The 12,261-nt window shown below is 49.1% G+C and carries 10 protein-coding genes; 8 read left to right on the forward strand and 2 right to left on the reverse strand.

Going from position 1 to position 12,261, the window contains the following annotated elements; translation table 11 throughout:
- Window positions 1–81: 81 nt before the first annotated feature.
- Window positions 82–1,155, reverse strand: coding sequence for a mechanosensitive ion channel family protein (locus tag ACKPCE_RS10925; protein ID WP_276990859.1), 1,074 nt, complete (start codon window positions 1,153–1,155; stop codon window positions 82–84).
- A gap of 229 nt (window positions 1,156–1,384) precedes the next feature.
- Between ACKPCE_RS10925 and ACKPCE_RS10930 the strand changes: the two genes are divergently transcribed.
- From ACKPCE_RS10930 to ACKPCE_RS10965, 8 genes are read left to right on the forward strand one after another with little or no spacing between them, the layout of a single operon-like run.
- Entirely contained in the window at window positions 1,385–4,120 is a 2,736-nt protein-coding gene (locus ACKPCE_RS10930) for a carboxypeptidase-like regulatory domain-containing protein (protein ID WP_319505210.1), read from the forward strand.
- Between the two features lie 28 nt (window positions 4,121–4,148).
- A complete protein-coding gene (locus ACKPCE_RS10935) occupies window positions 4,149–5,399 on the forward strand; it encodes a DUF4876 domain-containing protein (RefSeq protein ID WP_407654967.1) in 1,251 nt (416 codons plus the stop codon).
- Between the two features lie 6 nt (window positions 5,400–5,405).
- Window positions 5,406–6,932 (forward strand): DUF6850 family outer membrane beta-barrel protein, encoded by a 1,527-nt coding sequence (locus tag ACKPCE_RS10940; protein ID WP_319505212.1) that lies wholly within the window; start codon window positions 5,406–5,408, stop codon window positions 6,930–6,932.
- Window positions 6,933–6,948: 16 nt separating this feature from the next.
- A complete protein-coding gene (locus ACKPCE_RS10945; protein WP_319505213.1) occupies window positions 6,949–7,536 on the forward strand; it encodes a hypothetical protein in 588 nt (195 codons plus the stop codon).
- Window positions 7,520–8,092, forward strand: coding sequence for a PepSY-associated TM helix domain-containing protein (locus tag ACKPCE_RS10950; RefSeq protein ID WP_319505214.1), 573 nt, complete (start codon window positions 7,520–7,522; stop codon window positions 8,090–8,092). The genes ACKPCE_RS10945 and ACKPCE_RS10950 overlap by 17 nt, the downstream gene beginning before the upstream one ends.
- Window positions 8,093–8,104: 12 nt before the next feature.
- Complete coding sequence (locus ACKPCE_RS10955; protein WP_319505215.1) at window positions 8,105–8,992, forward strand: ABC transporter ATP-binding protein; 888 nt, start codon at window positions 8,105–8,107, stop codon at window positions 8,990–8,992.
- Window positions 8,993–9,010: 18 nt separating this feature from the next.
- Window positions 9,011–9,682, forward strand: coding sequence for a hypothetical protein (locus ACKPCE_RS10960; RefSeq protein WP_319505216.1), 672 nt, complete (start codon window positions 9,011–9,013; stop codon window positions 9,680–9,682).
- Between the two features lie 27 nt (window positions 9,683–9,709).
- Window positions 9,710–10,768 (forward strand): DUF4857 domain-containing protein, encoded by a 1,059-nt coding sequence (locus ACKPCE_RS10965; protein ID WP_319505217.1) that lies wholly within the window; start codon window positions 9,710–9,712, stop codon window positions 10,766–10,768.
- Between the two features lie 118 nt (window positions 10,769–10,886).
- Here the strand turns inward: ACKPCE_RS10965 and glyA are convergent, their stop codons facing one another.
- A complete protein-coding gene (gene glyA / locus ACKPCE_RS10970; RefSeq protein WP_027318239.1) occupies window positions 10,887–12,167 on the reverse strand; it encodes a serine hydroxymethyltransferase in 1,281 nt (426 codons plus the stop codon).
- Window positions 12,168–12,261: the final 94 nt, after the last annotated feature.

Consider the following 12,261-nt stretch of genomic DNA (forward strand, 5'->3'; position numbering starts at 1 on the left):
TACCCGTTCGGCAACAACATAATTGGCTGCGTGCAACGACAAAACTCGTTGTGCGCAGCCAATTTCTTTTCTGTGCACGGCTTATAAACTTTCCGTGTGCAGCTTCTGCACACGCATTTGCGCAAAGCAGCCGGGGTAATTTTGCTGAATGAAATCCAGCAACTGCTCGCGCACGTCAACCCGCAAGTCCCAGTTCAGAGAAGCATCTTTGCTGCTCACCAGTACGCGAAGTTCCTTGTAACGCTCTTTGGTGTCGGTCACCTGAATGTTGGCTACGCGCCCGTCCCACTTGGGGTGATGCTGCACAATCTCCGTCAGCCGTGAGCGCAGCGCATCCACCGGCAAGGCATAATCAACATACAAAAATACCGTTCCCAGAATCTCCGCCGTGCTACGTGTCCAGTTCTGAAAAGGCTTTTCAATGAAATAAGTAACGGGCAGTATCAGCCGCCTTTCGTCCCAAATCTTCACCACAACGTAAGTTAGCGTAATCTCTTCAATGCGCCCCCATTCACCCTCTACAATGACCACATCATCCAGTCGGATGGGCTGCGTAATGGCAATCTGCACACCCGCCAGCACGGTGGCGATGCTCTTTTGTGCGGCAAACCCCACGATAATACCTGCAATACCTGCCGAGGTGAGCAGACTGACACCAATGGAACGCACCTGCTCAAACGTCATCAGGCAAATGCCCAGCACCACCACGACAATGGTGGCAACGATGATGTTTTCAAATATTTTCATGCGGGTAAGGTTCCTGCGCGCATTCAGATTGTCGGCCGTATGAATGTCGAGTTTGTTGAGCCAATAGTAAAAGAATGCTTTCACTATTTTAATGACAAGCCACCCCACGGTGAGTATCAGCAAAATGTTGTTGATGCTCATTAACGTGCTGAAAACAGGCGTGTCTGATATGAATGAATGGCTGAATATTTTAAACAGAATCCATAGAAGCAACCACAGAACAGGTATCTTCAGAATGTCAATCACAAAGCTGTTGACAGCCGGCTTTCTAATGAGCGATTTTCGCTTCAAAACGCTAATTACGCGTTGGTAAATTAGGTACAGCAGCAGGCTGCTCAATAGAAACAACCCCATTCCTATTAAAATGCGGTAAGGTTCTTGAGACATTAATCTTTCAATAAAATTCATAGGCAGTATGTATTTATAAAAGTGAATAATAAGCTGATTGCGGCACGGCTCCCTATTCATGCAAACGCCTCTGCGGGGTGTTTGGTTCATTTTGGCTGTTAACTATTAGTAGGTATTATACAGGTTAATAAACGTTTTTATACCTTTTTTATGCTACATTTTTACCAACTATTGGGTATTGATACCCCTTGTTATAGTTCGTAAGTTTGTAGTATCAAAATGAAAAATAATGCGATTCAAAACACTAATCTTATTTTTTGTAATACTTCTTCGTGGCGTAGCGATGCAAGCCGAAGAGACGAAAACGATCTCCCTGAGCGGAGTGGTAAGCGATGCACAGTCGGCTGAGGCACTGGGCTTTGCCACCGTACAGTTGGTTTCGGCCTCGGGCACGGTGTATGGCACCATAACAGACGTGAGCGGCTCTTTCCGCTTTTCCGGATTGCCGGCGGGCAAGTACCAATTGATTGCATCCTATCTGGGTTACGAAAAACAAGAGTTGGCAGTGGTGTTGCCTGTGCGCAAAAGGATGCAAGTGTTGCTGCGGGCAACGTCGACTTCTCTCAACGAGGTGGTGGTCACCGCATCTGAATCACGCGGGGTAACCAGCTCGTCGCGCATTGACAAAAAGGCAATGGAGCATTTGCAACCCACCAGCTTTACCGATTTGCTGGAGCTGCTGCCCGGTGGCAAGTCGGCCGACCCGCAAATGGGAACTCCCAACCTCATTAGTCTGCGCGAGGCAGGAGCCACGGGCGAAGACATTTCGTCGCTCGGAGTGGCTTTCAGCGTTGACGGCGCTCCGGTTAGCACAGACGGCAACATGCAGTACATTCCCGGAAGCAGCTCGTCCGATAAAACGTTCGTTTCACGCGGGCTCGACATGCGTACCCTCTCAACGGATAACATCGAAAGCGTAGAGGTTATTCGTGGAATTCCCTCGGTGGAGTACGGCAACCTCACCAACGGACTGGTCAAGATTAACCGCAAAAAAACGCAGACTCCTCTGGAGGCGCGCTTCAAAGCCGATCAGTATTCCAAGCTTTTCTCCGTAGGCAAGGGGATGGAGTTTCTGAGCGGACGATACGTGCTCAACACCGATTTGAGTTACCTTGACTCGAAAGTCGATCCGCGTGATAATTTTGAGAACTACAAACGCATAACGGCTTCTGCCCGGCTCAACAGCGTGGGCGAAAGCAAGAACATCCGCTACGAGTGGGCGGCTAACCTGGACTATTCCGGCTCGTTCGACGACCAGAAGTCCGACCCCGACATTAGTTTAACGGACGATTATTACAAATCTTCTTACGATAAGCTGGGTGTAGGCGCATGGTTGAGCCTGAAGTTTTTGAAAGGTCGTTTCTTCCGCACGGTAGATGCCCGGGCAACCCTTTCGCAGGAGTTCAGCCGCTTGAAGGAAACTAAAACCGTGTCGCTCGACAGGCCCATGGCCGTACCTTCGAGCTTGGTGCAAGGTGAGTCCGACGGCGAATTCCTGCCTTACACGTACGTGGCCAATATGCTGGTCGACGGTAAGCCGATGAATGCCAATGCAAAGCTCTCCACCACGGGTGGTTTCAATTGGTTGGGTGTTGCGCACACCCTTAAAGGCGGGGCGGAGTGGAGCTACAACAAGAATTTCGGCGATGGTAGGGTGTATGACATAACTCGTCCGCTCAACAAAGCCACCACAACGCGTCCCCGCAGCTATCGGGATATTCCCGCTACCGGTGAACTTTCGTTCTTTGCCGAAGAGGCTATGACCTTTGCGCTGGGGCATCACTCGTTCGACGTGGTGGCAGGTGTGCGCACGCTCTCGTTGATGAACCTCAACCGTGCATACAGCATGCACGGCAAGGTATATGCCGACCCGCGTTTCAATGTGAAGTGGACTTTGCCCGAATGGCCCGGGGGGTGGAAGTTCGACTTGTCGGCCGGACTGGGCTGGCACAGCAAGTCGCCCACCGTGGCGCAGCTTTACCCCGATGTGATTTACCAAGACATTGTGCAACTCAACTACTACCATAATAACCCCGAGTATCGTCGCATCAACATGATGACTTACACGTGGGACAACACGAATTATGAGTTGGAACCGGCGCGCAACCGTAAGTGGGAAGTGCGACTGGGCGGTAGCTTCAAAGGGCACAGCTTCTCGGTTACTTACTTTAACGAGTCCATGAATAATGCCTTTCGTGACCAGTCGTACTACAAGCTGATGCCCTACAAGAGCTATGACATCACGTCCATCGACGGCTCTACGTTGACCGGGCCGCCCGACTTGCAACAGATGACCTATAGCAACGATACCCTCATTGATACCTACAGCATGACCGGCAACGGCAGTCGCATTCGTAAGCAGGGCATTGAGTATCAAATCAGCTTCAAGCGCATTGAATCGCTGAAGACCAAAGTGACCCTCAACGGGGCGTGGATGCGTACCGTTTACAGCAACAGTCAGCCGTTTTACAAATCATCGTCCATTCTGCTCAACGGGCAACAGCTGGAGTATGTGGGGCTATACGACTGGCAAGACGGCAGCGAGAAACAGAAATTCAACACCAACGTGCTGCTCGATACCTATATTCCTAAGCTGGGACTGATCTTTTCTACCAAGGCAGAGTGCACCTGGTTCACCAACAACCGTCCCCTATGGAACGACGGAACACCGGTTAGCTACGTCGACAAAACGGGTACGGTACGTCCTTTTACCGAGGCCGACAAGACCGATACGCAGTTGCAGCACTTGGTAAAAACCTATTCGTCGACCTATTTTGACCGTACCACCGTGCCTTTTGCACTCGACATTAATTTCAAGGCAACAAAAGAGTTCGGCAAGAACGTGCAGCTGGCTTTGTTCGTCAACCGCATACTGACCGTGTACCCCGATTACCGTTTGAATAATGCGGTCATCAAGCGTCAGGCTTCGCCCTATTTCGGTATGGAAATGAACATCAAACTTTAAAGGATATATTTAGTAATACACATAAAATATGAGAATGAAGAATTTTGCTTTTGCATCCGCTTTGGCGGGTATGTTGCTGCTCACCGCATGCAGCAGTGATGATGAGTTGAAAACCTCGCAGGTGGGGTTGGCGCTGAATGTTTCTTCCAACATTGAAAACCTACAGGTGGCATCGGGTACTTATACGTTCACCAACGTTTCTACCGGTACCGATACGCAGGTGGCTTACGCCGCGGCAGGCAGTACCGTGTTGCCCGACGGTCTTTACAACGTGGCTTTCACCGGAGAGGCTAGTTATACGTACAGCAAAGAAACCATTGTTGATGACCAGACGGTGGTAACCGATACCTTGGTAACCCGTGCGCTGCAAGGTTCCCAGCAGAATGTGGAGATTACCGGTGGCAGCTACTCGCTCAAGCTGGACGTGTATGTGGTGAATGACAAATCGGATTTTGTGATTGCCGAAATCTATGGCGTGGGAACGTACAAACCCGGAACCACTTCACAGTACAACGGCGATCAGTATTTTCGTATTTACAATAACTCGGATGAGGTGTTGTATGCCGACGGACTGGTGTTGCTCGAGTCAAAGTTCACCACAACACAGAAGTTTGCCTACACACCCGATAAAATGGCTGAGGCTATGACGGCTCAGGTGGTGGCAATGATACCCGGCACAGGCAAGGAATACCCGGTTCAGCCCGGAAAATCAATCATTGTGTGCGACAATGCCATTAACCACAAAGAGGCCAACACCAGTTCTTTCGACCTGAGCACGGCCAATTTTGAGTGGTACACGAACTCAACCAGCACGTCAAACCCCGATTCCGACAATCCTTCTGTGCCCAACTTAGTGATGCTTTACAACTATACGAAAACCATTTGGTTGCTCAATAAGCAGGGCAACAAGGCTTATGCGCTGGCACGTTTGGGAGTAGATGCTGACACGTACCTTAAAGATTACACGTATGATTATTCTTATGTAACCGTTACGGGCAGTGTGTCGACAGTCAATGCGCAGTATTACGTGCCCAACGACTGGATTATCGATGCGGTGAACCTCAGTCCGAAGAGTGCATACGTGTGGAACGTTACGTCGCCCGCGCTCGACATGGGCTTTACTTACTTCGGACTGAACAGCACGCTGAAAGAAAATCTGGGTAAAGGAGTGGTGCGCAAAGTGTCATATACCACACCCGACGGACGTGAAGTGTTGCAAGATACCAATAATTCATCTGTCGACTTTACACCGGCAGCAAACCCCACGTTGGCCAATTAATAAAATATGAAACCAAGTTGTCTTCTCTGCTTTTCTCTGGCTGCTGCCTGCTGTCTGTCGGCAGCGGCGCAGCAACCCGAAACTGTTTTGCAGAAGCAGGTGAGCGCCGTTGCGCCTCAGTCGGTTTTTCGCACGCAGGTGTGGCAAAACCCCGCCCTGAATTTCTACAGGCAAGATTTTAGTCTGTCGTCACTGGCGTTGAACGGGCGTTGGCTGAACAAGGGCGAGGCATATCTTTCCGAAGAAGGCAGCTCCCAGAGGAATAGCGGACTCAACGCTACCTCGTTCGTGAAACTGTCTGACGCGGTGAAGGTATTCGGGTCGGCTTCTTACAGCAGCGAGCGACAAGAGAATGTTTTGTGGAACGAAACATCCGATTTCAGTGTGGTTTACCCTTACGTTACCGGCGATTCCATCGGAGGAAAAATGACGGGTGAAACGTATGCTTTTCAGGGAGGCTACTCGCGTACGATGAAGGAGTGGACACTGGGCGTAGTGCTCAACTACCGCGCGGCAATGCATTACCGTCGCAAAGACCCGCGCCCCAAAAATGTGGTGTCCGACCTGAATGTGTCCGCAGGAGTTTCGCACAAGCTGTGGCAAACGTACCAGCTGGGAGCGGCGTTGCACGTGAGGAAGTACGACCAGAAGAGCGATATTGATTTTATGAGTGATCTGGGCTCCACCTCTGTGTATCACATGTTGGGACTGGGCATGAATTACGTGCGTTTTGCCGGTAACGTGACCGATGCCGTTTACAAAGGCACGGGCGTAGGAGCAAGCATTGATTTGCTGCCTCAAACGGCAAACGGACTGTCGGCTTCGCTCAGGGCGGATCATTTTCATTTCAGCAAGCAGTTGTCGAACATTTCTTACCTGCCCATTACAGAGGTCGATGAGAACAAACTGGCACTGGAGCTGGCGTGGATGAAACAGGAGGGTGGTCTGCTCTATGGCACTCGTCTAGTGGGGCACGGTAAGGTACGCACCGGAACGGAAAACATCTTTGGCGATCCTACCGGCTCTTCGTATCCGCTCATCAGCAGTCTGGAGCAGTATGAACACACCTCGGCAGGGGCGGTGCTAAGTGGTTTGTTGGCAACAGATGCGTTTACGCGTCGTTTCAGCTGGAGCGTAGAACCTCAGGTGGCTTATCAGTGGAACAAGGAGGAATACAAAAATCCGCAGCGATTTACGGAGTATGCCAGCTGGTGGGCGGGCTTAAAAGCCGGTGTTCAGTGGCAGTTCAGGCAGTCGTTGCTGGCCTTTACGGCAGGCGGTGGCTACAGTGGCAACCTCACGGCCCGCAAACAGTGGGGAACGCTGGATCTTTCGGGCTCGGTGGGGCAAAGTCTGTTGCACAATTTTGCTTACCTCACCGATCAGTACGGTTTGTGGCAGGTGGGCAGCCGTTACGATTACAAGTTAAAGGGTAATCAGCTGCTTTTTGCCACACTGTCATGCATCGGCAAATCATACAAAGAATGTGGCACTCAAAACGAAGTGGCATTATCTGTCGGAATGTCTTTTTAATTAAATATACAACGCAATGAAAATGAAAAAGTATGTAGTTTTAGTAGTTGCCCTGATGGCAATGGTGGGTTTTAACTCGTGTGGTAACAAACAACAAAAGCAACAAGACGAGGATTCGGAGCAGTTGTCGGATGCAATTGATGTCGATTCGCTCTTGGCAGCTGCCGACTCCTTAACAGGTGAGGAAGTTACCGTTGAAGGAGTATGTACGCATATCTGCGCTCACGGAGGTGGTAAAATTTTCCTCATGGGGAGTGACGACACACAAACCATTCGCATTGAAGCCGGAAAAGTAGGGAAGTTCGACCAAAAGTGTGTTAACAGCATAGTGAAAGTAACCGGTGTGCTGGTGGAACAACGGGTTGATGAGGCGTATCTTGAAAACTGGGAAAACCAGCTGAAAGCTGCCACTGCCGAGAAGCATGGCGATAGTGATGCGGCGGGTTGCAGCACCGAAAAGCAGGCACGCGGAGAAACGGCCAACAGTCCGGAACAGCGCATTGCCGATTTCCGCAAGAAGATTGCTGCCCGCAAGGCTCGCGACGGCAAAGAATATCTTTCTTTCTATTACGTTGAGGCTAACAATTATGAAATTCAAGAGTAATACACTGAGAAAATGGAGCAGGGCAGTCCACCGCGACCTGTCCTTCTTCTTCTCGGGCATGTTACTTATTTATGCTGTGTCCGGACTGGTGATGAACCACCGTGACAGCATCAACCCGCATTACATCATCGAGCGCAAAGAATACACCCTTCCGGCGGGGCAGCTGACGGGAGCCGAGAAGATAACCCGCGAGCAGGTGTTGCAGCTGTTGCAACCATTGGGCGAGGAGGATAACTACACCAAACACTATTACCCCAAGCCGGGTGTTGTGAAAGTGTTCCTCAAAGGCGGCTCCAATTTGGTGGTGCATTTGCGCACGGCAACAGCCGAGTACGAAAGCGTGCGCAAACGGCACGTAATCAGCGAGATGACGAAACTGCATTACAATCCGGGCAGGTGGTGGACTTATTTTGCCGATGCCTTTGCCGTGGGACTCATTCTCATCACCCTGACGGGAATAATCATGCTGAAAGGTTCCAAAGGTCTTTGGGGCAGAGGAGGTGTGGAGCTGCTGGTGGGCATACTTATTCCGCTGGCGTTTCTCTTTTTATTTTAATAAAGTTACAGAATGGAAAACAATATCATAGAATGTAAGAATCTGACCCATTATTATGGGAAACGATTGATTTACGAAAACCTGAGTTTTAACGTGCCCAAAGGGCGCATTTTGGGATTGCTCGGTAAAAACGGAACGGGTAAAACAACCACCATCAATATTTTGAGTGGTTACTTGAAGCCTCGTGCCGGTGAGTGTTACATTTTCGGACAGGAGATACAGAAGATGGATCCTGCTTTGCGCACCAACATCGGTTTGCTCATTGAGGGACACGTGCAGTATCAGTTTATGACCATCGCGGAGATTGAAAAGTTCTATGCTTCGTTTTACCCGCAGTGGAAAAAGGAGGCGTATTATGAACTGATGAATAAGTTGAAAGTGGCTCCGGGGCAGCGCATTGCCCGCATGTCGTGCGGACAGCGGTCGCAGGTGGCGTTGGGGCTTATTCTGGCTCAAAATCCTGAATTGCTGGTGCTCGACGATTTTTCGCTGGGACTCGATCCCGGCTATCGTAGACTGTTTGTTGACTACCTGCGCGACTATGCCTCGTCGGAGAATAAAACGGTGTTTCTGACTTCGCACATCATTCAGGACATGGAGCGACTGGTTGACGATTGCATTATCATGGACTACGGCAAAATTCTGATTCAGCAACCTGTTAAGGAACTGCTGGCGGGCATTAGCCACTACACCTGCACGGTTCCCGAAGGTTATGCCTTTCCGGTAAGCGACGAGTTTTATCATCCTTCGCTGATTCGCAATACGCTCGAAACCTATTCGTTTCTTTCTCCTCAGGAGGTGGAAAACAAGCTGAAAGAATGGCAGGTGCCGTTCAGTGAGCTGAAGAGTGAAAAAGTCAATTTGGAAGACGCTTTCATAGGTCTTACCGGAAAATATTAACTTCAAAACAATTGTTTTATGTTGAAAGCTATCTTTTTCAAAGAATGGATTAAAACGCGCTGGTACTTGCTGCTTGCGCTACTGGTAACATTAGGATTCTCGGGCTATGGCATGCTTCGAATTGACCGTGTGGTTACGCTCAAGGGCGTGGAACACGTGTGGGAGGTCATGCTCTCGCGTGACACGATATTTATTGACCTCTTGAAATACATCCCCCTGCTTGCAGGATTATTGCTTGCCGTGGTGCAGTTTGTACCCGAGATGCACAAAAAGTGCCTGAAGCTCACGTTGCATCTGCCTTATTCGCAACAGAAGATGGTAGTTGCCATGCTTTTTTACGGACTGGTTGCCCTGCTGGTATGCTTCGGTTTAAACTTTCTATTGATGGGTGTGTACCTCAACGGGATACTGGCAACGGAGCTGCAACGCCACATTTTACTCACCGCTGTGCCTTGGTTTGTGGCCGGTTTGGCAGCTTATTTTCTGGTAGCATGGGTTTGTTTGGAACCCACTTGGAAGCGCCGGGTGCTGAACCTGTTGGTGTCGCTGCTGCTGTTGCGCATCTTCTTCCTGTCGGATACGCCGGAAGCCTACAACTCCTTTGTGCCGTTGCTCGTAGTGTTTACACTGCTCACAGCAACGTTGTCATGGTTGTCTGTTTGTCGCTTCAAAATAGGGAAACAAGATTGATTCGTTTTATCATTAAGTCAAGAAAATATGTTACGATTTAGCAAAATATTATTTTATTTTATCTTGGTCATGTTGCTTGTATGGCAATTACCTTGGTGCTACGACTTCTTTACTGCAAAGCCTTCCAAAGGAAACTTTGTGCTTTACAGTTCGGTGTCCAATGACTTTATTTTGACCGGTCAGCAAGAAGGCAAAGGGGTGGTTCGTCGCGACCTTGCCGGCAACAAATACACGCAAGATGAGGTCGACAGTTTGTTGCCTACATTCTATTGCCGTCAGCTGATGAGCGACGAGCGCTTTCCGGATACGCTGCACGGTGTAGCGGTTACGCCCCGCCTGATACAGAATGAGAACTTCATGTTCAAGGCCAGCCCGTCCGACATCAATGCACCGCGCATCGGTCTGTACCCGTTGCTCGAGTCACGTTCGGGACGTGTCGATTTGGAAATGCCATCGGATGTATTCCGCTTCACAGCCTCGGGCATTGAATTTGTTGACATGGCCACCAACCGGATTGATGCCGATAAAAGTGCCCGTTTCACGGATGCTTTGCAGAAAAAAGGATTTCACTTCCCTGCCACTGAGATTGCAGGTAACCCCACCACCCGTAAAGATTACGACGAAGGTTACGTGTTGCTTGATGCAAAAGGCGGGTTGTTTCACCTGAAACAAATCAAAGGGCGTCCTTACGTTCGTGCGGTTCAGGTGCCCGATGGTGTGAAGCTTGAGCATTTGTTCATTACCGAATTTAAAAACCGCAAAACGTTGGCGTTTATGACCGATGTCAAGCATGCTCTCTACGTGCTCACCACGCCTTACGAGGTGCTGAAAGTGGATATACCGGCTTACGATGCGGAAAAAGAGGCGCTTACGATCATCGGCAACCTGTTCGACTGGACCATACGCGTAACCGGGCTGACATCCGACCGTTATTTTGCGGTGAATGCTGATCATTATTCGTTAATCAGCTCATACACCGTTCCAACTGAAGAAGAGTCGGTGGCAACAAAAATAGGACGTTACATCCTGCCTGTCAGACTCACTTTCACCAGCGAGCTTGATAAATTTGTGAAGCCCCGTTTGTAACCTAAATAAAAAAAGCCACCGCGCAATTCACATTGAGCGGTGGCTGTAATTAAATTATTTTTTATTATGAAAAACAAACAATTTACACGTCTCACGACGCTTATTTAAAAGAAGAATCTTAATATGCAAACAGAGGATATTTCTCCATTGTTTTGTTTACGCGTGCACGAACTTCGGCAATAACAGCCTCATTCTCTACGTTTGACAATACAGTTTCAATCATTTCGGCTATTTCAGCCATTAAATCCTCTTTGGCACCACGAGTCGTAATAGCCGGAGTTCCCAAACGGATACCCGAAGTCTGGAAAGCCGAGCGACTATCAAACGGAACCATATTTTTGTTTACAGTAATATCAGCAGAAACCAAAGCCTTTTCGGCTACTTTACCGGTCAATTCGGGGTATTTGGCACGAAGATCAACCAACATAGAGTGGTTGTCGGTACCGCCCGAAACGATGGTAAATCCGCGATCCATCAATGCTTTTGCCAATGCAGCAGCATTCTTTTGAACCTGTTGTTGGTATTCTTTGTATTCGGGTTGCAAGCACTCGCCAAATGAAACAGCTTTGGCAGCAATGACATGCTCCAGCGGTCCACCCTGAATACCGGGGAACACAGCAGAGTCAAGCAACTGCGACATCATTTTCACTTCGCCTTTCGGAGTGGTTTTTCCCCATGGATTTGGGAAATCCTTACCCATCAGGATCACACCACCGCGTGGACCACGCAATGTTTTGTGAGTGGTAGAAGTCACGATGTGTGCGTACTTAACCGGGTTTTCGAGCAAACCTGCAGCAATGAGTCCGGCAGGATGCGCCATGTCAATCATCAGCAGTGCACCCACTTTATCGGCAATTTCGCGCATGCGTTTGTAGTCCCATTCGCGAGAGTAGGCAGAGCCACCACCAATAATCAATTTGGGTTTTTCACGTAAAGCAACTTCTTCCATCTGGTCGTAATCTACGCGACCGGTTTCTTGCTTCACGTTATATTCGCAGGGAGTATAGATAATTCCCGAAGTATTAACCAATGAACCGTGAGAAAGGTGACCACCGTGTGCCAGGTTCAATCCCAGGAATTTATCACCGGGGTTCAGAACAGCCAAGAAAACAGCGGCATTAGCCTGAGCGCCCGAGTGCGGTTGCACGTTGGCCCATTCGGCACCGAATATTTCCTTTAAGCGGTCAATAGCAATTTGCTCGCTCTGATCCACCACTTCGCAACCACCATAATAACGCTTGCCGGGGTAACCTTCAGCGTATTTATTCGTTAAGCAAGAGCCCATGGCCTGCATTACTTGGTCACTAACAAAATTTTCTGATGCAATCAGTTCGATGCCTTTCAACTGACGTTGATGCTCTTTTTCGATAATATCGAAAATTAAATCGTCTCTTTTCATTCTTTTTGTAGTAAGATAATAAGTAGTTGTTTCGAGATCCTTTGTTTAAGCGCACAAAATTAATCAAAAAGAATGATATATTCATGCAAACTAT

It is taken from the genome of Bacteroides graminisolvens, assembly GCF_963666085.1.
Taxonomy (GTDB): domain Bacteria; phylum Bacteroidota; class Bacteroidia; order Bacteroidales; family Bacteroidaceae; genus Bacteroides; species Bacteroides graminisolvens.